General features: G+C 55.1%; 21 protein-coding genes. 5 read left to right on the top strand and 16 right to left on the bottom strand.

Annotated features, from left to right (window positions below):
• Nucleotides 1–24: 24 nt before the first annotated feature.
• The 6 genes from OZX70_RS03195 to OZX70_RS03170 form a co-directional block, all read right to left on the bottom strand.
• Nucleotides 25–1,305: an HRDC domain-containing protein gene (locus tag OZX70_RS03195; protein WP_277181794.1), complete on the bottom strand. Its 1,281-nt coding sequence runs from the start codon at nucleotides 1,303–1,305 to the stop codon at nucleotides 25–27.
• Between the two features lie 143 nt (nucleotides 1,306–1,448).
• Nucleotides 1,449–3,605 carry a RecQ family ATP-dependent DNA helicase gene (locus OZX70_RS03190; protein ID WP_277181793.1) on the bottom strand — a complete coding sequence of 719 codons (2,157 nt, stop codon included), beginning with the start codon at nucleotides 3,603–3,605 and terminating at the stop codon, nucleotides 1,449–1,451.
• Between the two features lie 51 nt (nucleotides 3,606–3,656).
• Entirely contained in the window at nucleotides 3,657–4,280 is a 624-nt protein-coding gene (locus OZX70_RS03185; protein ID WP_277181792.1) for an isochorismatase family protein, read from the bottom strand.
• Nucleotides 4,281–4,395: 115 nt separating this feature from the next.
• Nucleotides 4,396–4,893 (bottom strand): PIN domain-containing protein, encoded by a 498-nt coding sequence (locus tag OZX70_RS03180; protein WP_277181791.1) that lies wholly within the window; start codon nucleotides 4,891–4,893, stop codon nucleotides 4,396–4,398.
• A complete protein-coding gene (locus tag OZX70_RS03175; RefSeq protein ID WP_277181790.1) occupies nucleotides 4,890–5,264 on the bottom strand; it encodes a type II toxin-antitoxin system RelB/DinJ family antitoxin in 375 nt (124 codons plus the stop codon). The genes OZX70_RS03180 and OZX70_RS03175 overlap by 4 nt, the downstream gene beginning before the upstream one ends.
• Nucleotides 5,265–5,402: 138 nt before the next feature.
• Complete coding sequence (locus tag OZX70_RS03170; protein WP_277181789.1) at nucleotides 5,403–7,211, bottom strand: alpha-glucosidase; 1,809 nt, start codon at nucleotides 7,209–7,211, stop codon at nucleotides 5,403–5,405.
• A gap of 291 nt (nucleotides 7,212–7,502) precedes the next feature.
• On the opposite strand from OZX70_RS03170, the gene OZX70_RS03165 reads away from it, so the two are divergent.
• Complete coding sequence (locus OZX70_RS03165) at nucleotides 7,503–8,495, top strand: NAD(P)-dependent oxidoreductase (protein WP_277181788.1); 993 nt, start codon at nucleotides 7,503–7,505, stop codon at nucleotides 8,493–8,495.
• Nucleotides 8,496–8,503: 8 nt separating this feature from the next.
• Here OZX70_RS03165 and OZX70_RS03160 read toward each other — a convergent pair whose 3' ends face one another.
• The 5 genes from OZX70_RS03160 to OZX70_RS03140 all read right to left on the bottom strand — a co-directional run bounded on the left by OZX70_RS03160 (nucleotide 8,504) and on the right by OZX70_RS03140 (nucleotide 13,799).
• The gene (locus OZX70_RS03160) at nucleotides 8,504–9,289 is read right to left on the bottom strand and encodes a dipeptide/oligopeptide/nickel ABC transporter ATP-binding protein (protein WP_277181787.1); all 786 of its coding nucleotides are present in this window, start codon (nucleotides 9,287–9,289) and stop codon (nucleotides 8,504–8,506) included.
• Nucleotides 9,282–10,070, bottom strand: coding sequence for an ABC transporter ATP-binding protein (locus OZX70_RS03155; RefSeq protein WP_277181786.1), 789 nt, complete (start codon nucleotides 10,068–10,070; stop codon nucleotides 9,282–9,284). Before OZX70_RS03155 ends, OZX70_RS03160 begins: the two co-directional genes overlap by 8 nt.
• A 2-nt stretch (nucleotides 10,071–10,072) precedes the next feature.
• Nucleotides 10,073–10,945, bottom strand: coding sequence for an ABC transporter permease (locus OZX70_RS03150; protein WP_277181785.1), 873 nt, complete (start codon nucleotides 10,943–10,945; stop codon nucleotides 10,073–10,075).
• Nucleotides 10,942–11,913, bottom strand: coding sequence for an ABC transporter permease (locus tag OZX70_RS03145; protein WP_277181784.1), 972 nt, complete (start codon nucleotides 11,911–11,913; stop codon nucleotides 10,942–10,944). The genes OZX70_RS03150 and OZX70_RS03145 overlap by 4 nt, the downstream gene beginning before the upstream one ends.
• A 149-nt stretch (nucleotides 11,914–12,062) precedes the next feature.
• The gene (locus tag OZX70_RS03140; RefSeq protein WP_277181783.1) at nucleotides 12,063–13,799 is read right to left on the bottom strand and encodes an ABC transporter substrate-binding protein; all 1,737 of its coding nucleotides are present in this window, start codon (nucleotides 13,797–13,799) and stop codon (nucleotides 12,063–12,065) included.
• A 187-nt stretch (nucleotides 13,800–13,986) separates the two neighbouring features.
• Between OZX70_RS03140 and OZX70_RS03135 the strand changes: the two genes are divergently transcribed.
• Nucleotides 13,987–14,763 carry a type III pantothenate kinase gene (locus OZX70_RS03135; protein WP_277181782.1) on the top strand — a complete coding sequence of 259 codons (777 nt, stop codon included), beginning with the start codon at nucleotides 13,987–13,989 and terminating at the stop codon, nucleotides 14,761–14,763.
• Between the two features lie 34 nt (nucleotides 14,764–14,797).
• On the opposite strand, the gene OZX70_RS03130 is transcribed toward OZX70_RS03135, so the two are convergent.
• Entirely contained in the window at nucleotides 14,798–16,144 is a 1,347-nt protein-coding gene (locus OZX70_RS03130; RefSeq protein ID WP_277182083.1) for a sugar ABC transporter substrate-binding protein, read from the bottom strand.
• 439 nt (nucleotides 16,145–16,583) lie between these two features.
• On the opposite strand from OZX70_RS03130, the gene OZX70_RS03125 reads away from it, so the two are divergent.
• On the top strand, nucleotides 16,584–17,234 hold the full coding sequence (locus OZX70_RS03125; protein ID WP_277181781.1) for a PAS domain-containing protein: 651 nt from the start codon (nucleotides 16,584–16,586) through the stop codon (nucleotides 17,232–17,234).
• 183 nt (nucleotides 17,235–17,417) lie between these two features.
• Here the strand turns inward: OZX70_RS03125 and OZX70_RS03120 are convergent, their stop codons facing one another.
• Nucleotides 17,418–18,590: a PatB family C-S lyase gene (locus OZX70_RS03120; protein WP_277181780.1), complete on the bottom strand. Its 1,173-nt coding sequence runs from the start codon at nucleotides 18,588–18,590 to the stop codon at nucleotides 17,418–17,420.
• A gap of 242 nt (nucleotides 18,591–18,832) precedes the next feature.
• Here OZX70_RS03120 and OZX70_RS03115 point away from each other — a divergent pair, with 242 nt between their 5' ends.
• Nucleotides 18,833–19,186 (top strand): RidA family protein, encoded by a 354-nt coding sequence (locus OZX70_RS03115; protein WP_277181779.1) that lies wholly within the window; start codon nucleotides 18,833–18,835, stop codon nucleotides 19,184–19,186.
• Nucleotides 19,187–19,188: 2 nt separating this feature from the next.
• The gene (locus OZX70_RS03110; RefSeq protein ID WP_277181778.1) at nucleotides 19,189–20,403 is read left to right on the top strand and encodes an MFS transporter; all 1,215 of its coding nucleotides are present in this window, start codon (nucleotides 19,189–19,191) and stop codon (nucleotides 20,401–20,403) included.
• Between the two features lie 96 nt (nucleotides 20,404–20,499).
• Here the strand turns inward: OZX70_RS03110 and OZX70_RS03105 are convergent, their stop codons facing one another.
• The 3 genes from OZX70_RS03105 to OZX70_RS03095 form a co-directional block, all read right to left on the bottom strand.
• Nucleotides 20,500–21,234 (bottom strand): pseudouridine synthase, encoded by a 735-nt coding sequence (locus OZX70_RS03105; RefSeq protein WP_277181777.1) that lies wholly within the window; start codon nucleotides 21,232–21,234, stop codon nucleotides 20,500–20,502.
• Between the two features lie 5 nt (nucleotides 21,235–21,239).
• A complete protein-coding gene (glmS, locus tag OZX70_RS03100) occupies nucleotides 21,240–23,129 on the bottom strand; it encodes a glutamine--fructose-6-phosphate transaminase (isomerizing) (protein ID WP_277181776.1) in 1,890 nt (629 codons plus the stop codon).
• A 69-nt stretch (nucleotides 23,130–23,198) separates the two neighbouring features.
• The gene (locus OZX70_RS03095; RefSeq protein WP_277181775.1) at nucleotides 23,199–24,068 is read right to left on the bottom strand and encodes an amino acid ABC transporter ATP-binding protein; all 870 of its coding nucleotides are present in this window, start codon (nucleotides 24,066–24,068) and stop codon (nucleotides 23,199–23,201) included.
• Nucleotides 24,069–24,074: the final 6 nt, after the last annotated feature.

Below are 24,074 nucleotides of genomic sequence, written 5' to 3'. Positions count from 1 at the left end.
ACTACTTCTGCCTTTAGGCAACCCTCATATGATAACGCGACTTACGGACTCTGCGATAAGAGCAACCTGCCATTTTCGTGCCCCTTGCTTGCGCAGAAATTCGGGGATATCAAGCTCTGCCGCATTATCCTGCCAGCAAAGGTTGCGGATGATCTGCGGCTTGATGACCACGTCGGGCGGCGTCCTCGTGTCATCGGCAATCTGAGCGATGACAGCACGCACTTTCTTTAGGCGGGCGAAGCGGTCCGGGTGATGGACGGACCAGTATTTCATCGAACGCGGGGCATTGGCACGGGCTTCTTGCGGCGGAGTCGGGGGTTCCGGCCAGTCTTTCGGCTTCAATTTCAAGGCCTGCTGGATGGTATCTTTCCACACACTGGGCTTGATGGAACGTTGGATGGGAGCGTAACGCTCGAACATCTTGTCCTGCTCATTGCCCATGTGAATACGCACGCGCTCGTTCAAGCTACGGATAGCACGGAACTGACGGGCATTGTGCGGCTTCTTCTGAGCGGCCTCAATGATGGCGGCATCGCTTAGAAGCAGCGTCGGGGCAATATCGTGTTCGCGGGCGAGTTGGTCGCGCTTTTCCCACAACGCCTTGGCGACGGCCTGGCCGCGTCTGTCATGGCCGAGCGAAGTGAAATGGGAAATGCGCATCCACGGCACCGGATGGGGCGTTTGCGGGCCTGTGCCTTCGGCGAGCGCATGGCTGAATTCTTCGTTGGCCCATTCCAATTTACCGGCTTTTTTGAGGTCGGCGCGCATTTTCGCTTCGAGTTCGATCAATAGCTCGACATCGAGAGCCGCATAATTGCGCCAATCCCGCGGCAGCGGACGATACGACCAATCGGCTGCGGAATGCTCCTTGGCCAATGTAATACCAAGGTAGTGTTCGGTTACCGCGGCCAGACCGAAACGCTTGAGTCCCAGCAGTCTTGCGGCGATTTCGGTATCGAAAAGATTTCGGACTTTCATACCCAAATCGGTGAAGCCCGGCAGATCTTGCAGTGAATCGTGGATAATCCACGTGGCATCGCCGATGGCGCGGTTGAATTCGTTCCAATCTGCGCCAGCTTTGTTCAATGCTATGGGGTCGAAAAGGACGATGCCGGAACCGGTGCGCTTGAACTGCACCAGCCAATCCTCGTGGCCGTAACGATAACCGGAAGCTCGTTCGGCATCGGCGGCAAGTGAACCATTTCCTGCTGCCAACCTTTCGCAGGCCTCGCGGAATCCGTCGAGCGTATCGGTCACCTCAGGGACGCCTTCACGTGGCTCTTCCTGCAATCGTGGCTCGCTCAAAACCGAACTCCTACTCCGTCCACCGCGGGTTTGCTTGCGGCGCTTTTCATAAAACGCTGGGGCCTATATCCAGTGGACACTGCTATACACTAAATCTGGCGTCCACCATATCGCGAGCCTTGGGCAGCCTGACCTTGATAATTTCAGTTAGAGCGCACCACGTCCATAAAACGAGGGCCGTAGAGATGCAGCTTGTTTTCGCCCACGCCATTGACTGCAAGAAACTGGGCATCGGTGACCGGCTTGATACGGGCCATGTCGCGCAAAGTTTTGTCGGAGAAGACGATATAGGGCGGCTTGCCGATTTCCTGAGCGATGGTGTGGCGCAGCTCGCGGAATTTCTGGAACAACGCCTCATCCTCCTCGCTCGGCTCATAGTCACCGAACGATCCAGAAGCCGAGCCAGACGCGCCCGCGCTATTGGCGGCATCGGCATCGTAGGAGCCAAATGCCCTACCCGAGGAAACCGCCATCGACTTCTTGCGCGCGATCCGCTTGATCTCATAGTGGAAATCAGGGCTGACAGTCTCACCGGCCCGCGCTCCGAACCGTACAATTGGCAGCCTGCCTTCAGAGATGAATAGGTAGCCGTCGGTCGCCATCTGGTTGATGACGTCACGAATCCGAGCGTCCGGGACTTCGTGCAACGCCCCATAACTTGGCACCTGGTCCAGGCGTCGGCTGATGAGATCCTGCGCCTTCGACCCCCGAAGTACCGAGACGATCTTGCCCATGCCGAAACTCTGGTTCAAGTCGTGGACGCAACGGCTGACGGCACGGGCCACAGACGAGACATCGATGGTCTCGAACGTGCTTTCGCAGTTCGCGCAATTGCCGCATTTGTCCGGCGCCGAATCGGCTGCCCCATTCGCGCCCGACTCGGATTCGTCGTTTCCGTTGACGTCTCCGGCGGCATTCACATTGTTCGGATCGGCGAAATAACGGACGATGTAGCGATGCAGACACTCGGTGGTCCGGCAGTAGCCGATCATCGCGTTCAGAAGACGACGATGGTTCTGGCGAACGATTGCCTGCTCCTCCTCGCTCATGCGCTCGTTGTCCGAATCCATGTCCAGAAGCCTGCGGCGGGTGACGATGTCCGATTCATTCCATAGCAGCGTGCAACGTCCAGGTTCACCGTCTCGTCCTGCTCGACCGGCCTCCTGATAGTAGGCCTCGATACTTTCCGGCATATTGTGATGGATAACGTAACGGACGTTCGACTTGTCGATGCCCATGCCGAAGGCATTGGTGGCCACGACCACCGGCACCTTGTCGGTGACGAAATCACGCTGCGCCTTGTCGCGAGCTTCAGCTGACATGCCGCCGTGATAGGCTGCGGCGCCGATACCGTGCCGGTTCAGCTCCTCGGCGAGCGACTCGGTCTCCTTTCGCGTGGCGCAGTAGACGATGCCGGATTCGTCGGGATGGTTGGCCGCGTAATCCGCAATCCACACGTTCTTGCGTTTGGTCGGCATGTTGATGATGTCGAAATACAAGTTCGGCCGGTCAAAGCCGGTCACCGTAACCTTGGGATTTTTAAGCCGCAATAAGCGAACGATATCGCGGCGCACTTTTTCGGTCGCGGTCGCCGTGAACGCCGCAACGGTCGGTCGCACCGGCAAGCTGTCGATGAACTCGCCGATACCCAAATACGACGAGCGGAAATCCTGTCCCCATTGCGAGACACAGTGCGCCTCATCGACCGTAATCAGCGAAATCCTGACCTGCGAGGCGAAGATACGAAACCGCTCGGTTTCCAAGCGTTCGGGAGCGACATAGAGCATTTTCACATCGCCTTTCCGAGCTTGAGCGAAGACCATGGATTGCTCATCGCTTTCCTGAGTGGTGTTGATGAACGCGGCCTTGATGCCCGCATCGTTCAAGGCATCCACCTGATCGCGCATCAACGAGATCAATGGCGAAATGACGATGGTGAGCCCCGGCAACATCGTGGCCGGCACCTGGTAGCAGATGGATTTGCCGGCGCCGGTCGGCATGACTCCCAGCACGTCGTGTCCGGCGAGGATGGCATCGACCAGATCTTCCTGCCCTTCACGGAACGAATCGTAACCGAAATAACGCTTCAGCGCCGCGAGCGCATCGCCTTGGTCGAATTTGCGACTATCCGCAGTTGGTCTGGCCTCAGCCGTACCCGCAGCATCCCCTTGCATATCCTGAAGATGCAGGGCCCATGCCTCGTCCTCCTCGGACGGATCCGCCTCTTGCATCCGCCACTGCGTTTCGTCACCAGCAGGGGCAAAGCGCCCGTCCTCAGCCGGGTAGTCGTCCTCGGTCATACCAACCAATCCATCGTCTTTCTATTCGTCGTTACTTCCAACACAAGGCAATCAGCCGGCAATCCCGTCTTTCAGCTCAACTCCCGCCTGACTCATCGCCTTGCGAGCACTCGCACCTTGGTCCTCGCTCACCGGTTCGGTCATGTCCTCAAACACCGTGACACTATAGCCTAGCTTCTTGGCATCGAGCGCGGTCTCCTTGACACAGTGCGACTCAGCCAGACCGACCACATCGACATGGTCAACACCAGCGTCCTTCAACCCCTGGGCCAGCGTCTTGCCGTCCTTCTGCATCGTGGCAAACTCGGCACGCGTCTGCACACGGTCGGTGTTGTCTTCGATACCTTCGAAACCCGAATATGCCGAGGCGTATTGCCCCTTCTTGAAATGATGCTCGACGCCGAGCGCGGCGATCTGCGGCATCAGCTCGGCATTCGGCGTGCCCGCAACGCCATGCTTCGGCCATGAATCCACAAAATCTGGATGGTCGGAGAAATGCGAACCCGGCTCGATATGCCAGTCCTGCGTAGTGGCGATATAAGCGTACTTGTCGCCTTGCGCTTTCACGTACTCGGCGATGCGCTCGGCCACAGACGCGCCGCCTTCGACCCCGAGTTCCCCGCCTTCGCAGAACGTGGGCTGCACGTCCACAATGATCAATGCCTTACCTGCCATATCGACTCCTGCCGCTACTTGAATCCGAATGTTTTTCGAATTCCAAAACCAACTCTACAAAGATTGCGCCGCACAATCGCCAAGCGCGAACCCACTCAACTCGAGCCTCAGATGTTCAGCCTTCTTCAATCTGCTTCAGCGCGTCCTCGACGCTGACGCACAGATCCGGAAAATGCTTGATCAAATCCTGATCGCCCGTCACCACCATATCGGCATCGGCCTGGCGCGACGCGGCGACAATGAGGTCGTCCTCGTAATCAGGATGCGCAGAACGCAATTTCAGTGCATTTTTGCAAACCTCACCGTCGACAGCGGCGACTTCACAAACCTCCATGATTGATTTCACACTGTTCCAACCAATCTGGGCGACAAGCTGCTGCACGGTAGCCCGCTCAACACCAGCCATGGCGTCCTTAAAATCCCGTTTGGTATTGACTTTCACAACGTAATCGACATCTTTCAACGACAATGACACGCACATGGGATTCAAATTCGAATCGGCGCATGCGTCCATGAGCTTCAACGCTGTAGACTCCCGCAACGAACGATGCATGACGATATCGATAAGAATAGTGGTGTCAAATACAATATTGCGTTTGGTTTCCCTCATCATACTGTCACGCTTTCTGCCACGCTTCCTCGAATATAATCCTCATACCGCTGTTCGTCCGCATAATCATGCAGCTCTTTGGCGGACATCGACTTGAACGGATCATCGCCACGCCCGATAAGTCCCATGTCTTGCAACGTTCGTGGAACTATTCCGCTCATATTGTCGATCTTCTGAAGCTTCTTGCGTTTTTCGAGCTCCCGATCTTCTTTCTCAACAGCCGTGCTCAAATCGGGAATCTCTCCAGAATCTTGAATGAAGTCCCACAGCTCGCGGATCACGGAACTCGGAGTCTTGCCAATACGCTTCAGTATCTCGTCAACTTCGTCTTTCAAGTCGGCATCGATACGAATGTTCATCTGCACCATCGGCATATTCTCTCCCTGCCTCAAGTCAACAACCTCATTTGCTATACAATATATATTTTACTATACAATGCAACAAAGTTCAAGCCAATCAAGAAGAGGTATCTTTGCTTAATTTCAAAGAAATTCGACAATGACAGAACTCTGCTATACTTGATATACGAAACCTTCCCACGGACCTAGCTGGCCTTGCACCGGCAACGAATCTGTGACGGAAATGAGCAACCGCGCCTCATCAAGCTTTCCGTCCGCGGCAAGCAACGCCGCCGTCTGCCGCGGAATCGGAACAGTCCGACTCGAACAGTTCACCGCCACCAACAGCTTCTCGTCGCCCAACGAACGCGTGAAAGCGTAGACATGCTCGTCATGAGCATCGATCAATTTCCAATCGCCGGCGGCGACCACCGCGTCGGTGTGCCGAAGCGCGATGAGCTTCTTATAGAAGGAGTAGACTGAATCCGGATCGTCCACTTCCGTCTCGGCGTTGATGACGTTATGGTTCGGGTTGACCGCAATCCATGGCTCGACCGAAGCACCCGGTGCCGTGAAACCGGCATATTTGCTGCCATCCCACTGCATCGGCGTGCGAGCATTGTCACGACTGCGCTTGGCCAGCACATCCAGCATGTCCTCAGACGAAACCCGATGCTGCTCGTCGACGCGCTCCTTGTAGATATTGAGTGACTGGATATCACGATATTGCTCAAGCCGCGTGAAGTGGGCATTGGTCATCCCCAGTTCCTCACCCTCATAGATATACGGCGTACCGCGATGCATGTGTAGCAAGAGCCCTAGTGCCTTCGCGCTTTTGACCCGCATCGCCTCACTGTCATCGCCCCAACGCGAAAGAGCGCGCGGCTGGTCGTGGTTGTTGAAATACAGGCTCGCCCAACCGGCTTTGTTTACCGCTTTTTGTTCCTTGGCCATGATCTTGCGCAGTCCATCGACCTTGAATGGGACTGGTGACCATGTGTCATAATTCTTGCAGTCGAACAGCACGTGGTTGAACAGGAACATCATATCGAGCTCGCCATTAGCCGGATCGGTAATATAGCCGTCGCGTTTCAGGCGAATCCCGGGCGCCTCCCCCACTGTCATATAGCCTTCACGCCCGTCGAAAACCGCATGGCGCATCTCACGCAGGAATTCGTCAAGTCTCGGCCCGTCGGTGCAGGCCAGGAACGGCGTGGAATAGCCGTGGTTCGCCGGCAAATCGGGAATGTGCCCGCCCGGCTCCCCCGGCAGTTTACCGTTGGAATCGACTCGTTTGGAGATTTCGGCGATGACATCCATGCGGAAGCCGTCGATGCCGCGATCCATCCACCAGTTCATCATCTTGTAGATGGCTTTGCGCACCTCGGGATTCTCCCAATTGAGGTCAGGCTGCTTGGCGGAATACTGATGGAGATAGTATTCGCCCCGTTTCGGATCGTAGGTCCAGGCCGAACCTCCGAAATAGCTGCCCCATTTGTTCGGTTCCGCGCCCGGCGTGCCCGGTTCGTGCCCCTTGCGCGCCGGCCGCCACCAATACCAGTCGGCATGTTCGTCATCCTTGTCGCGGCTGGCCTGGAACCAGGCGTGCTCGTCGGAAGTGTGGTTGACCACGAGGTCCATCACGATCTTGAGCCCCCGTTTGTGGGCTTCGCTCAGCAGCTCGTCCATATCGTCCATCGTGCCGAATCTGGGGTCGATGTTCTGATAATCGGCGATGTCATAGCCGTTGTCGACCTGTGGCGAAACATAGACCGGGCTCAGCCACAGCACGTCCACGCCGAGTCCAGCTAGATAGTCAAGCCGTGAAATAATCCCTTGAATATCACCGAAACCGTCGCCATTGCTGTCTTGGAAACTGCGTGGGTAGATCTGATAGACCACCGCGTTGGCCCACCAAGGATTCGGCGTCGCCCCGTTGGTTCGCACGCTATCTGCAATCCCCATTCGCTGCCCGTCAACCATTTCAAAAACCTCTTTTCGCTGCTGCATCTTCGCACTGCGTATCAAATCTCAATATTCATCATATTCGTGTTGCGAGAATGCGGCACCCGACGTTACGCCGTTTCTCGCACAAATCAACCTTATTTATTGATTGCGCACTACCGTCGAAAGCCTGTTTTCCTTCGACAATTAACACATAAAATCAAGCACCATTACAGCAGACATAACTCACGGCAATATCCATCTGCGCCATCTTTCGTATAGCGATAGTCTCCGTTTCCATAGTTCAGAGGCGGAATTATTCTTGGGGGTATGGAGTATATCGAAACGCAATCCGAACACACCGAACTGCCGTTGGTGGTCATTCCCTCGATGTTCGCGGCCATGTACCAGCCCATTGCCACAAGCATGCGGATGCTGCACAACGTCGCGCGCGTACGGATGTACAAGGATTTCAACATCGAACCCGATACCATTCTCGAACGCTGCAAAGACGCCGATATCGTCGTGGTCATCGGCTTCCACGTCACCGGCAGGTTGCTCGACGAACTCGGCACCCACGTGCGCTGCTTCGTTTTCGGCGGCACCGGCGTCGCCAATTTCATCGATCTCAACCGCACCCGTGAGCTGGGTATCCGCATTTGCAACACCGTCCATTACGGCGACGAAACCGTTGCGGAATATACGTTTGCGTTGATTTTCGAACTTGCGCGCTCGATCGGCGCCATGGACCGCAGCATCCGTGAAGGCAACTGGAGCGGACTCGAAGGCATGTCACTTAAGGAAAAGACGATAGGACTTATCGGTTTCGGCGGTATCGGCCAGACCGTCGCACGCATTGCCGATGGCTTCGGCATGCATACGCTGGTCTGGAACTCCCATGTCAATGCCGCCACAGCGCGTTCCCTACGGGCGACGCCCGTTGACGGCATCGGCGAGCTCATAGCCCATTCGGATATCGTGAGCCTTCATCTGCCGCTAAACGAAGAGACACAGAGGGTCGTGACCGCAGCCGATTTGGACAAGCTCAAGCCAGGCAGCTACTTCATCAACACGGCTCGCGCCGAGCTCATCGAAGAAGGCGCTCTGGTCAACAGGCTCAAGCGTGGCGACATCAAGGCCGCCATCGACGTCTACGACAAGGAACCGCTGCCGGCCGACGACCCGCTGCGTTCGGTTCCTGGCACCATCCTCACTCCGCATGTCGCCTGGCGCGCGGATGACGCCTACCGCGACCTTTCCCGCCAGCTTGCACGTTCGATTCACGCCTTCTGCAACGGCGAGCGCTTTAATGTAGTCGAGTAGTTTCGGGCTTATAGGGAAGCAGCAGCAACCAGCTCGCGGGTGTAGTCGGCCTGCGGGCGGTTGAGCACGTCATCGGTGGCGCCGCTTTCCACCACCTCGCCGTCATGGAGCACAACGATGCGGTCACCGATATGTTGCACCACACCCAAATCGTGCGAAATCATGAGAATGGCCGTCTCCGGTCGAGATTTGCGTATGGCGGCAAACGCCTCAAGAATCTGCAGGCGCGCGGCCACGTCGATGGCACTCATCGGTTCGTCGGCGACGATGAGCTTGGGATCTGTGACCAATGCGCGAGCGATGGCGACGCGCTGTGCCTGCCCGCCAGAAAGGTCTATGGGATAACGATTCAGGAATTCATCGGGGTCAAGGCCGACCAAAGACAAGGACTCACGGACTTTCGCGGCTATATCCAGATTGTCGGTTTTCGAACGCTTCCGCTGAATGTTCAGAGGTTCCGCCACAGACTTCGCTACATTCCAGCGCGGGTCAAGCGAGGTGAACGGGCTCTGGAACACGAGGCTTGATTCCCGCCGCAAAGCTTCGTAACCCGATGATTTGCGTCCCTCAACCCGTTTTCCTTCAAAAGTCACCGTTCCCGAAGTCGGCTGGTCAAGTCCCAGAAGAATCCGCGTCAACGTGGACTTGCCCGACCCGGAACCGCCAATCAAAGCAAGGCACTCCCCTGCGCTCACTTCGACGTCGACATCGTCCAGCGCGGTCTGCCGGTTCTTGCCTTTTCCGAAAACTCGGCTGATTCCTTTGCCTGTCAGCAGCATCTGTTGTTTAGTCATCGCAATCCTGCTTTCGTTGCAATGTCAGCTCTCTGGCCGCACCAACCAGTTTTTTAGTCTGTCTGCTTTGCGGATTATCCAACAAATCAGAAGTATTCCCAGATTCGATAATCCGGCCGTCATCGAGCACATAGCAACGCGTCGTAGCACGGGCAAGTACCGAGAAATCATGAGTGATGAACAGCATCGAGGCACCAGATTTGTCGACCAATGAAACCAACAAATCGACAATTTGACGCTGTGTGATGGAGTCGAGCGCAGTTGTGGGTTCGTCGGCGATAATCAGCCGAGGCGAAGTAATCAAAGCCGTGGCGATGCCAACACGCTGCTGTTGGCCGCCGGAAAGCTCACTAGGATATTTTTTCGCCGTCGTTTCGTCAAGCCCGACCTTTTCGAGCATCCCAGAAACGCGTGCCTGACGATCAGCCTTGTCCAAGTCATAATGAAGTTTCAACGGCAGCTCGACCTGTTTACCGACGGTCAAAACCGGATTCAACGATGACGCTGGATTCTGGAACACCGCACCGACGTAACGCCCGCGCAGACCGGCAAGAACGGTTCCGTCCGCTCCGACAACCTGCGTATCACCAAGCATCACGGAACCGGAAGTTTTCGCAATCATCGGCAGAAGGCCAAGCATCGCCTTGGAAATCATGGACTTTCCGGACCCGGACGAACCGATGAGACCGACCCGTTCGCCATCACCGATATGCAAATCGACATCCTGTACAATCGACTTACCAGCAATGGAAATGCCAAGTTGTTTCACTTCAACGCTCATTGTCACACCTCCCGCAATTCCGGATTCGTCACCGGATCGATGGCATCGCGCAATACGTCGCCGAAAACGTTCAACGCCACCACCACGATGGTGACGATAAGGCCCGGCCAAAGCACAGTCAACGGGTAAATATTGATGAATTTGACCGACGTAGCCAGCGAATGACCCCAGCTCGGTACGCCACTGGGCACGCCGACGCCGAGATAGGTCAGGCCGGATTCGGCAAGCACCGCAGTGCCAGCGGAAAGCGAAAGCTGGACCATGATGGTCGGCATCGCGTTTGGCAGGATATGGTGCAGCATCACCGATGGTCCGGTAGCTCCGTAGGAAAGCGCTGAGCCGACATAGTCGGAATTGGCCGCCAGCAACGCCTGTGGGCGTGCTATACGTGCCAGGTTGAGGCCATAGCCAATGCCACAGGCGATGATGATAACCGCAACGGAAGCTCCCATCGGAACCGCCAGAATCAGGGCGATCAGCACGGTCGGAATGGAAATCAGCGCGTCCACCGCAACCACTGAAACATTCGACAGCGCCGAATTGCGCGAAACCATCGCACTCATCAGCAATATGCCAAGCGCGCCCGCGAAAACCACTGCCAAAATGGCAATAAACAGATTCGTTCGCGCCCCGGCCATCAGCCAGCTGAACACATCCGCTCCGGTTCCATCGGTGCCGAGCCAATGCACAGTAGACGGCTTGGACCAGACATGGTAACCGTCGGTCGCCCACAATGATTGCGGCGTCCAAACCAGCGAAATCAGCGAGACCGCGACCCACAGTGCCAACACAATCAGCGAAAACTTGCCTTCGCCACGCCGCCATATCGAACGTAATACAATAGTAAATTTGCTTGAAGACTTGCTTTTCATCATTGCGCACCTCCCTGCACGGCGTGCTTGAGGCGCGGGTCGAGGAAGCGATGCAGCAGATCGACGAGGAAGCCGATGAAGAGGAAGAAGGCAGCCAACATGAACAGTTCGCTTTGCACCGCAATCAAGTCGCGGTTGCCGAGGTCTGTGACCAAGCCAGCCCCGATGCCAGGCAGCGCGAAGAGATTTTCGATTACCATAACACCGGTGATCATGCCAGCGAACATCAACCCGACCACACTCACCAGCTGAGGCGTCGCCAGTCTCAGCCCAACTTTGAGCGCGGCCTGGCGGCGTGTATAGCCACAAGCCATCGCCTGATCCATATACCCGCTGTTCATCACTTCACCCAGCGCCGAGCGCGTATAGCGCATGAGACTCGCACCATCGATGATGCCGACGGCCAACGCAGGCAGGACCAGCGAGGCCAGAGCCGAACCGAAACTGCCCCAGCCAGCCTCGGGGAACCCTTGCGAAGGCAAGATGCCCAGCAATCCTGTGCCACGCCCGAACAGCAAAATCAGCAGCAGGCCTCCCCACAGCGCCGGGATGGCACCACCGACGATGGCGACGAAATGAAACGCAGAACGAACCGCCGGGCGAGTGGCCAAAGTGGACACTACCCCAAGCGTCAAGCCGATGGCGAGCGCCACGACAAGCCCTAGAACAATAAGCGGGAAGGTGACCGAAGAGCGCATGGCAACGGTCGAGCTAATCGAGCGACCGGTCAGAAGCGAGGTGCCAAAATTGCCGTGCAGCAAACCGCCCAGCCAGCTGAAGTACTGTACAACCAGCGGCCGGTCAAGCCCCATCTGCGAGCGCAACTGGGCCACACGTTCCGAAGGCGCGTTGAGCCCGGCCATCACGCTGGCCACATCGCCGGGCAGAATGCGCAGCGCCGCGAAAATCACCACCGAAATGGCAAGCAGCGCCGCTACAAACAGCAGGAGCCGCCGAATGACGAATCGCATATGTCTTTGCCTCATTCTCATCTATGCATTTGCGTCAATAAGCAGATTTCAACCCAGATTTTCTGCTTACCGACGCGTCCAACGTCACGCCCGCGTCGACAAGCAGATTACGACCTCCATTTTTCTGCTTACCGACGCGACCTCACTTACTACTTAACCGGCGTCAAGTACATCACGCCATACAGCGGCAGCAGTGTCTGGTTCAGGTTGAGCGGGAAACCCTGCACTTCTGCCTTCATCGCCGTAGTGATGCGGTAGTTGAAGAGCCAGTCGGCAGGCGCGTCCTCGCTGACCACACGAGCGGCCTTGGCGAGCAACGCGTCGCGCTGGGAATCGCTGGAAGCAGCCATCGCCTGGTTGTAGTAGTCCTTGACCTTCTGATTGCTGTAGTTGTAGTAGTAACTGTCCTGCGTCCACTGCGAGAAATCATGGCTTTCGTTGTGGTCGACCATGGAGAGGTCGTAATCTTTATTTTTGAGCACATCCTGCAACCACGTAGAGAATTCGACCACATTGACCTTCAAGTCAATGCCGATGGGCTTCAGCTGGCTGCGCAGCTGGTCGCCGAGCTCCGTGCCGTAGGTGTTGGCGTAGGTCAGCCGCAGCTCGAGCGGATGGTCTGGGGTATAGCCGGCCTCCTTCATCAGCGCCTTGGCTTTGTCGACATCGTGCGGATACAGCCCTGTCAGATCTTCATAGCCGGGGTCCAGCGAGGGAATCGGCCCACCCAGCGCCTTGTCGGCCCCGCCGCGCGAGGCGATGAGCTGCTTGTGATCGATGGCGTATCGGATGGCCTGACGCACGCGCACATCCGAGGTCTTGACACCCTTGGAATTCATGGCGAGCACGAATTTGTCGGTGTCATCTCCAGCCGCGACGCGATAGTGAGCGTTATCTTTTTCAAAGGGCTCGGCAAGATTTTCGGTCACGGGTGCCAGCACTTGGACATCCCCGGATTTCAGCGCGTTGACGGCTGCATTGTCATCGCCGAAATAACGCAGCACGATGGTCTGGGTCATGGCCTTATGCTCGCCCCAATAGTTCGGATTGGCTTTCAGCGTAATGGAATCGTTCGGCACGAATTTGGTGACGACATACGGCCCGGAGCCCACCGCCTGCGTCTTCATGTCGTAGTTGGCGTTCTTGTCGAACACCAGTCCTGGCCGGCAGGCGAGCTCCCACAAGAGGTTGGCGTAAGGCGCGGTCAGGTCAAGCTTGACAGTATCGGCGTCCGTGGCCGTCACCGACTTGAAATTCATGAGCGATTCGGAATCATGGTAGTGCTTGGCCACCAGTTCGTTGATGGACCACGCCACGTCGTTGGCGTCAAGTTTGTCTCCGTTGGAGAAGTTCATTCCACGGTTGAGATGGAACGTATAGCTCGTCCCGTCGGCGTTTTTCTCCCAGCTTTTGGCCAGTCCCGGCACAACCTTGTTGTTGGAATCGCGTGCGACGAGTCCTTCGTAGACATTGCCCACAAGCACCTGATCGAGCGCGGAGCCGGACTGGTTGCGGATGTCGAGGTTCGTGGGGGCAAGTTTGAGGCCGACGGTGACGGTTTCAGCTTTATGCATCCTAGCCATGCCGTCACTGACCTTTTGATTGCCGCGAATCACCACGAAAGCGACGATAAGCGCCACTACGACGACTACCGCGACAATCGCCCAGATCCAGCCCTTTTTCTTGCCTTTTCCGGCCTTGCCGCCGTTAACACCGGAAGCATTGCCACCAGAAACGCCTTTGACATGCGCATTGAGCGTCTCGTCAGTGCTGCCAGCATTCGTAGGGCCGTCGGCAGTGTTCGTCGCCATCTCGTTTTCGTCGGTGCCTGTTGATTTGTTGTCGGTTGCGTCGTTTTCGCCGTGCGCACCTGAATTCGTAGGCATACTTTCCTCTTTGATAGATATTATTACATTCGCTAGCCGCCCTCACGGGTCGTCTGCGGTTTCCATCATACGAATACCGATAGATTTACGCCGTTGACAGCGTATGATGGGACGCAAGACGTAAGGCGAACGGCACTCCCACAAAGTGCCGAGAGAGACGCCAATAAATCTTTGGAAGGCGGACAACATGCTACTCGCGATTGACATCGGCAACACGAACATCGAGATCGGCGTGGTGGACGACAGCTCCCCCGCCTTCACCATCACCGACACGTGGCGCATCACCACCAAGACCTTCAGGACCAGCGACGAATACGGCCTGCTGCTGCTCCAGTTCCTTGAGTCCGGCGGATACACCCCGGACGATGTCGATGATGTCATCGTCGCCTCCGTGGTCCCACAGATCATGCATTCCTTCCGTTCCAGCATCGTCAAGTTCCTTGATATCGACCCGATCATCGTCGGCCCCGGCGTCAAATCTGGCCTGTCCATCCGCATGGACGATCCGAAATCGTTGGGCGCGGACTGCCTGGCGGATTGCGTCGGTGCCTATGGCATATACGGCGGGCCCGTTTTGGTGGCAGATTTCGGCACAGCGACCACCTTCAACTATGTTGATGTCAACAAGTCCATCACAGCGGGCCTCATCAGCCCCGGTCTGCAGACCTCCATCAGTTCGCTGGTTTCCGGCACCGCCCAACTGCCCGAAGTCGAAATCACGCGACCGGCCTCGATTCTTGCGAAAGGCACCAAAACGGCCATGCAGGCCGGCCTCTACTACAATTTCCTCGGCGGCATCGAACGGACCGTCGAGCAGTTCCATCGCGAAATAGAAGAGGATTTCAAGGTGGTCGCCACCGGTGGTCTCGGCTCGGTTTTCAAGGACGACACCGAGGACATCGATGTCTACGACCCCGACCTAATCTTCAAGGGCATGGCCATCATCTACCGCCTCAACGTCTGAAGTCTTAGGAGTTTCAGAAGTTTTGTAAGCGGCTTTATTGCAAGGTAAAGCCCTGGTTCGTGCCGTATTCCTTAATGTCTTTTTGCCAGAGCGCAATCCCCTGCATCAGGCTGATTTTGGGGCCGAGGTTCTGCTGAGGCATGGTCAATGGGCTACCGTCGGGATTGGTCTGCCCGGCATTGATCCTCTCCTGAATCTTTTGCATCTGATGGTCCGTAGTCGACCATTTGTAGGATTGGCCCACCGTCGCCTTGAAATCCCCTCGTGCGTAGACTTCGAAGGGAAGGTATTGATAGCCGAGCGACACGTTCTCCGCTGCGTTCGAAAGCACCCTGTTGAATTGCTGGCCGCCGAAATACGGCACATCGATGCCGCGCGAATCGCGGACCGTGGTCTTCGTCAGGAACGCGCGGCTGTTCAAGGTCGCCTTGTCTGCAGGGAACGCGCCGCCATCCACACGCTTGGCGATGCCAGAACGGTCGAGGCAGACGTAACGGATGAAACGCATCGCCGCTTCAGGCTTGCGCGTCAGGTGCAGCACGGCAAGCGCCGAACCGCCATTCTCCGAATTGGTTTGTGTTCCATCCGCCGTCGGCATCTGGGCGACACGCCAAAGCCCCGCACTGCCTGGCACGTCGGAAAGCAGAAGCGACGGCATCCATGCCCCGGTGAACACCGAAGCAACATCGCCGACTTCGAGTGCACTCTTCCATTTGTCCGACCAGGTGCTCAGCTGGGTGTTGATCAGTCCCTCGTCAATCATTTTCTGCCAGAACGCCGTAAAATCCTGGGTTCCTTTGTCGTTGGCAAGATTCACCGTCACGGTCTTGCCGTCACCGGTGGTGTGGAATGGGCGTCCGCCGTTGAGCCAGATCATCGCATTGTAAAAACTTGCGTCGCCGGCATCGGCGGCGATGTAGACTCCTATAGCCTTGAGCTTTTTGGCGGCCTCATAGTAGTCGTTCCATGTGCGAATCTGCGAGGCGTCGACACCAGCCTGGCGGAAAACGTCGTCATTGTAGAAGAACGCCATCGGACCCGAGTCCATCGGCACCCCGTAGACCCGTCCGTTGATATGTACGCTCGACCACGTTCCGGGTGTGTAGTTGTCGCCGTAGCCCTGCGTCTGGTCGGTGATGTCACGCAACTGCCCGCTGACGGCATACTGCGGCAGCGCGAAATACTCAAGCTGCACCACGTCAGGCATATTGTAGCCGTCCTGGATGGCGGAATTGAGGTTGTCGTAGCCGCTGGTGGATTTGATGTCGACGCGGATGTCGGGATTCGCCTTTTCGAAATCCCGGGCCTCGGCCTCCATGCTGGGCTCCCACGACCAAACGGTGATGGCGGTGCGGTTGTCCTGTTGCCCGCAGCCCACCATTGCTGCGAGCAGCAAACAACTGCTTATCGCGGCAAACAACCGCCGAACCCTGCTCATTGCGCCCCTGTCATCAATCCATCACTTTATTTAACGACAAGTCTATCCTTACCTTTCGAAGCCGCCCATGATAAAGACGCAAATTATTTCCAAAACCAGCAAACCCGCATAGCAAATGCTTCGACATAAGCCTCGAGCGTAAGGAACATGCAGGCCAGAAATATGCTTAACTGCCTTGGTCTTAAATCAGAAGGCTGCAAGAAACCACCGTTTTTGAAATTCTTAGTAGCGTTCTGGTTTCAATCTCCTTCATTCCATGTCTTGTTCAACCAATTATTACAACTCACTGTTATCTATCTGAATTTTAAAAATACAGATATTTTTTTCTCACGTATAGAGTGGAGTATTATGAGCATCATCTCGGAAAACAAGGAAAATACATATGGCATTATCATTTGAACATTTGGAAGACACCTTCCCGCTAGCGAATTTTATCGCAGATGCCCTTGGCGAAATAGCCGAAGTTCTGGTACATGATGTTAATGATCCCAAAAAATCAATCATCTTCATCAGGAACGGTAATCTGTCCGGCAGAAAAGTTGGTGACGGAGTTACCGATCAGGCATTGAAACTGATCCAAACCGGCGAATCCAACGTCAGAGACTACGTGTCAGGCTATAAAGGAGCAGCACACAACCAAGAGTTCAGGTCATCGACGTTATTCATAAAAAACAGCAAAGGTGAACTCATAGGCCTGCTCTGCATCAACGTGGACATCACAGGATTTAAAGACACTCTCTCCCTGCTTTCCAAATTGGTCCCCGATTCAAATCTGCATGATATGCTCCCCACTATTGGACATGGCGAAAACCTGCAAGGTGACTGGAGCGAAACCATCCGCAGAATAACCAGAGATACCGTGGCTCAATATGGTGTTTCCCCTACCCGCATGACTTCCAGCGAACGAATCAATATTGTTCGTGATCTCAAGAACAACGGCGTTTTCCTCATGAAAAGCGCGGTCAACGTGGTGGCGCCGGAATTGGGATGTTCCGTCTCGACGTTGTATCGGTATCTGCAAAACGTCAACTAGAGGTGGCTTTACAACTGCCTGCAAAAAGTAAAGCTTCCACGAGGATTTACGCCAGAAAATTTCTTTAGAATCTTGCGTAAACCTTCGTGGAAGCCGGTGCCTTAAAACACGACATTAAGAAGGAACTTAAAATCACGTTGGACGGGCATTTGTTGGCTTTGTGGCAATCCTTGCAATTGCCAGTTACATCGACAACGCCTTTTCCAACGCGTCAAGCCCCTTTTGCATGGTGGCTTTCGGACAGGCGATGTTCATGCGAATAAACAGTCCCTCTTTGATGCCGAAACTTGACGTGGTTTCAGCGCCGATGCCGCACTTGTCAAGCCTATCCATCAAAGTCTTCTCGTCGATTCCCAGATAGCTGACATCCAGCCATGTCAGATAGGTGCCTTCCAATTGCGCAAGATGCGCCTTCGGGAACTTCTCTTCGATGAGCTTCTTCTCCATCTGATAATTGCCCTCGATATACTGCAGGACATTCTCAAGCCACGGAACACCATGCTTATAGGCGGCGGATATCGCGGCAATCACAAAGTTATTGGGAAGATCAGGATAGGTCGTGTAATCCTTCTCATCCTGCATATGCTTCATGATGTCAGGATTCTCGGAAATATAATAGCCGAGCTGCAACCCCGCTACGTTGAAGGTCTTTGAGGCGGATTTCATGGTGATGACCTTGTCAAAGTCCATTTCCTTGGCAATCTTCGCAATCGGGGTGTAATGATACCCGGGCATAATCAAATCGCTATGAATATCGTCAGAGATGATAGTGACATCGTGGGCTTTACAGATTTCGACCATACGCGTCAATTCCTCTCGCGTCCACACCCTTCCCGTCGGGTTGTGAGGATTGCACAGAACGAACATACGAACATGTTCGGCCTCGATCTGCCGCTCAAACTCGTCAAAATCGACTTCATAGCCACGCTCAGTGTAATTGATACGATTGGCAACCAACTTGCGACGCGCACCAACGATCGCCGATTCGAAGAAACCGTAAAGCGGGGTGAAAACGATGATCGCGTCGCCCTCCTCAGACATCGAACGAATGGCCATGGAGATCGCATCAACCACACGAATGACAAACCCAACATTCTCTTCCTGCAATTGCCAATCATTGCGTTCCTTAAGCCAGTCCGTGATCACACTGGTATAGCTTTCAGCAGGCATCGCATATCCATAAATACCGACTTTTGCCTGAGCTACAACAGCATCGATGACTTCCTGAGGAACCTTGAAATCCATGTCCGCGATGGACATAGGAGTAAGGTCAAGATTCTTGTAGTCGAGACCTATACCATCCCATTTGATGCTATAGGTATTCTTTCGATCGATTACCGTATCGAGAGAGTTCATAACTCATATCCTTTCAGTTGATGCTTCATTGCAGTTTCAGTATAACACAAAATTATCAGACTGATAATTTTTTCTGCAAAAAATCGAAATATACTTGTTTTTTAGCGATAAAATGCCGATTTTGCGTTTTTTTAATAATAAGTTATTATTATTTTATTGTCCTCAAAGTAGAACAGGACAGTGGCAAAGATGCTTTGTCGGGAACTAAAAACATCTTGCCCATACAACGAAAGGCATATCATATGACATCGCAAACAACTCCGTATTCACCATGGCGCAAGGCAGGCGACACGTACTATATTTCGGGACAGCTTCCACTGGATCCAGCAACCGGAGAATATCCGGCGAGTATCGAGGATCAGACCTCCAACGCGCTGAACAATTTGGAAGCGACTCTTGCCGATTTCGGTTGCACGCGGTCAGACATTATCAAAACAACGGTATTCCTCAGAGATTTCGCCGATTTCGCTCGATTCAACAAGGTTTATTCCGAATTCTTCGCCACTCCTTATCCAGCCCGTAGTGCTTTCCAAGTGGCAGGGTTGGCCCAAGGCGCGAACATAGAAATAGAAGCCATTGCACAAAAGGAGTCATAATCATGGCAAAGAAGTCAATTCTGAATAAAAAAACAGCAGGTATTTTGATTGGCATATTGTTCCTTGCCATCATTTCCAGGTTCGATTCGATCATTTCTCCATCTGTAGCAGAAATCCAAAGAAGTTTTCCCCACGACGACCCATCGAAAGTCGAATCGGTTGTTTCCATCGGCGCTTCCGCGGCCATGGTTTCTGCCATCATTTTCGGCAAACTGATGGAAAAACTTTCCTTCAAGACCGTAGGAATAACGGGCTGCCTGTTCGTTGCCGTCGGTGGCCTTACTCCGATATTCCTGCATGGCAGCGTCAATCAACTACTGATCTGCGCTATCGTCGCCGGTTTTGGAACGGGCATCATCACGACAATATTGCCCAGCTTGTCTTCCCACTTCTTCCACGGAGAACAGCTTTCCGGACTGATGGGCAAAATCGTCGCAATGCAGGATGGCTCTTCGATGATCATCATGTATCTCGGAGGCTTGCTGGCGATGTCGGGATGGGTGCACAACTACTGGCTCTATGGCATAGCGCTCATCGCCCTTATTTTCGTTGTCATCTTCGTCCCAAGCGATTCAGTCAGTGATGATGTGGAGGATGATGTAGAAGAAACACATCTCAAAGAAGGGGCCAAACAGAGCATCCCGGCAATCGTCGTTTGCGAGATCATGGGCTTCCTGAGCATCTTCCTGGTAGCGGTAATGTATAACAAACTTTCAATCTACGTCAGCACCTATCACCTTGGTGCCTCAGATGCGGCGGGTATGGCTCTCATGTTCAACACGGGCTCGTCTGTGGTTATTGGTCTGCTAATCAATCGAATCCAGAAGCTGCTCAAGAACTTCACCATCCCATTCGCATTCAGCTTGATGGGCATTGGCGCAATCCTCTTCATCTTCACCCGTTTCTTCCCATTGGTCTGCCTCGCGGCGTTCCTCATCGGTTCGGGAAGCGCCATCATCATGACCAGGATGCCCTTCATGCTTTCCAACGTCGCCGACAAGAAGCACTATCCGTTCGTGATGGGCCTGTTCTCCGCAATCACCAGCCTTGGCTTCACCATTTCCACTTGGTTCTTCAAGCTGATTTCCGAGGCCTTCGGACTCGACCCACTGATCGGAACCTTCTGGTGCATGCTTGCTATTTCCGTGGTCATGGTCATTGTACTTATTGTTTTCCAGTTCCAGAAGAGAATCGAATCTCACTATATCTATGAGTGATTCTTTTAAAATAAGAAGACAGTAATTGATATCGCTGCCACAAGTTTCAGAGCAGGTTCTTTGTTACCGCTTTGAAACTTGTGGCAGTTACTTTATCTAAAATCGAAAGTTCGAAGTAAACGACATGGAACGATGGCTGACCGGGTCGATGAAACTCAGGGAACGGGCCACCAGTTGGAGCGGGTTGGAGAAATCGGCATAGTCAGGTTCGATGATTATGGGATACAAATCGTCACCTTTGATTGGCAGACCGAGTGAATTCATATGGACACGCAGCTGGTGGGTTTTGCCGGTCTTCGGATGCAGGATATAACGGCGGTAGCCGCGAGCTGCAATCTCAGCATTCGTGTCGCCCAGCTCAATGACGGTTTCGGCGTTGATCATGCCGGGTATTTCATAAGCCTGCAAACGTCCCCGGTCCTTGACGATATGCGAACGCCTCCTCAACGGGAAGACGGACGGCGGGTCAAGCCGCTCGATAGTGCCGGTCTTCGGCCTGATTATCGGCAACGTCTGTGCAATACATTCGTAGGTCTTCTCGACACGATGCTCCTGAAACAGCATCTGATAGTCCCGTCGCAATTTTGGGTTGCGAACGAACAGAACCACCCCGGCAGTCTGGCGGTCGAGCCGATGGGCCGGCGTGATTTGTGGTTCCCGGAACCGCTCACGCAACCGAACGAGCGCCGTCTGCCGATACCACATCCCGCGAGGTGTAGTCGCCAGGAAATGCGGCTTGTCCACCACGATGATGTTGTTGTCTTCGTAAAGAATCGTCAAATCGAAGGGCACTTCCGGCTCGTCGAGCACGTAACGATGCTTGGGTTGCAAATCTTCTACTCAACCGTCACGGACTTGGCGAGATTGCGGGGCTTGTCGACGTCGTAACCCTTGAGCGTGGCCACATCCAGCGCGAAAAGCTGAAGCGGTACCACGTCGACCAATGGGCTCAAAAGCGTTGGGCATTCGGGACGCCAGAAGACGATATCCGCGTATTTCTCAGCGTCCGGATCGCCAAGCTCAGCCACCGCGATGGTGAACGCACCACGCGCCTTGACCTCTTCAATGGCAGAAATGACCTTGTTATGCAGCACATTGCGGCCACGTGAGGACGGTACGATGACCACAACGGGCTCGCCCTCTTCAACCAGTGCAATGGGCCCATGTTTGAGCTCGCCGGCAGCGAAGCCTTCAGTGAAGGTATAGGCGATTTCCTTAAGTTTAAGAGCACCTTCCAACGCCACCGGGTAGCCGACGTGACGGCCGAGGAAGAGGAACGATTTCGCGTTCAAAAGCTTCTTAGCAGCATCGTTGACGGCTTTGGCATCGTTATCGAGCACCCACTGGATCTTTTCGGGCATGGCCTTGAGCTGGTCCAGAATCTGGTGAATCTCATCGTGATAGAGCGTGTTCTTAACTTGCGCAAAATACAGGCCAAGCAGATAAGCGGCAATGATCTGAGCCACAAACGCCTTGGTGGAGGCAACGGCGATTTCCGGACCAGCATGCGTGTAGAGCACAGCGTCGGATTCGCGCGGAATCGTGGAACCTTGCGTGTTGCAGATGGCCAAGACCTTCGAACCCTGCTCGCGGGCGTGGCGCAGAGCCATCAGCGTGTCCATGGTCTCGCCGGACTGCGAGATGGCGACCACCAGCGTGCGCGGGGTGAGAATCGGGTCGCGATAGCGGAATTCGTGCGCCAGCTCGACCTCGACGGGGATGCGCACCCAATGCTCGATGGCGTATTTGGCCACCATGCCGGCGTAGCTGGCGGTGCCGCAGGCCACGACGATGATCTTGTCGATCTGCTTGAAGGCTTCCGGGTCGATATGCAGTTCGTCAAGTTTGATTTCGCCGTTTTCATTGAAACGGCCAATCAATGTATTACGCACCGCTGCGGGTTCCTCGTGGATCTCCTTGTCCATGAAGGAATCCCAGCCGCCCTTTTCGGACGCGCTGGCATCCCAATCGACCGTGAAACGCTTGGAATCGGTGACCGGATTGCCATCGAAATCGGTGACGGTAACCGTGTCGCCGGAAATGCAGACCGCCTGATCCTGGTCAAGTTCCATGGCCTCTTTGGTATAGGCGACGAATGCGGCCACATCAGAGCCCAGGAAGTTCTCGCCCTCACCGAGGCCCACGACCAACGGGGAATCGTGACGGGCACCGACGACGATATCGGGCTGGCGGACGTCCACGGCCAGAATGGTGAACGCTCCGGAAAGCATGCGGGCCATGCGTCGCAACGCCTCGAACAGGTCAGGCCTGCCGGTCTCCTCGATGATGGTGTTGGCGATTTTGCCCAGCAGTTTCGCAGCCACCTCGGTGTCGGTAGCGGAAAGGAAGGTGTAGCCTTCGGTCTGCAGGTCCATTCTCAGTTTTTCGGCGTTTTCGATGATGCCATTGTGGATGATGGCGATCTTGCCGTCCTGGCTCAAGTGCGGGTGGGCATTGACATCGCTCGGCTCGCCGTTGGTGGCCCAACGGGTATGGCCTATGCCTACAGTCGCGTCTGGCATGGGGCTGCGCTTGAGGTCGTCGGCCAGATTGCTCAGACGACCGGATTTCTTGCGTACGGCGACGGTATTCATCCCCGGGGCCGCCAACGCGACGCCCGCGGAGTCATATCCACGGTATTCGAGGCGCTTGAGCCCCTGCATGCACACTTCCAGCGGTTTTCCGCAAGCTGTTTTGTTTCCAGCAAATCCAACGATTCCACACATAGCAACCCAGTCTACGTGACAACCCCGAAACGCAACACCACCCCCGCGAAAGTTTCACCACTTTAGTGCTTACAGTACGTGGCTCAGGAAATCCTTGAAGCGGGGCTCCTGGGGATGGTCAATGATGTCGGGGCCGCCGTGTTCGACGACCACGCCGCCATCCATGAAGACGACCTGGTCGGCCACTTCACGGGCGAATCCGATCTCATGGGTCACCACGATCATGGTCATGCCGGCGTCGGCCAGCGAGCGCATCACACCGAGCACCTCCCCCACGAGCTCCGGGTCAAGCGCCGAGGTCGGCTCGTCGAAAAGCATGATGTCAGGGTGCATCGCCAGAGCGCGGGCGATGGCCACACGCTGCTGCTGTCCGCCTGAGAGCTGCATCGGGTAATAATCGGCGCGATCGGCCAAGCCGACGCGTTCGAGCTCGGCCATGGCCTCCTGCTTCGCCTTGGCTTTGGGCACCTTGGCGACGTGTACGGGCGCCTCCATCACGTTCTCGATCACTGTACGATGCGGGAAGAGGTTGAAACGTTGGAAGACCATCCCCAGTTTCTCACGCTGCTTGGCGATCTCCTTGTCGTTCAGGGTCTGCAGTTCGTCTTTGCCGCCGTGGTTGACGTGCTTGTAACCGATGAGTTCTCCGTCAACTTCGATGCTGCCGCCGGTCAGGGTCTCAAGCTGGTTGATGAGCCTCAGGAACGTGGATTTTCCGGAACCGGAAGGTCCGAGAATCACAGTCACCGTACCGGGCATCACCGTCATGTCGATGCCTTTGAGCACGTGCAGGCCGCCAAAGGCCTTGTGCACCTGCGTCGCCTTGACCGCGGGTACCGTAGCGCTGCCTGCCGCGGCTTTCACGGCACTGCCGGATTCCTGTTGACCCGCCGTGGCCTGTGTCTGCGTTTTCATTTCGTTCGTCGTCATATCGTTCATCTCCGT

Source organism: Bifidobacterium sp. ESL0732 (assembly GCF_029395535.1).
GTDB lineage: Bacteria > Actinomycetota > Actinomycetes > Actinomycetales > Bifidobacteriaceae > Bifidobacterium.
Note: the sequence above shows the minus strand (reverse complement) of the source record. Positions and strands in the feature narration are given on the sequence as shown.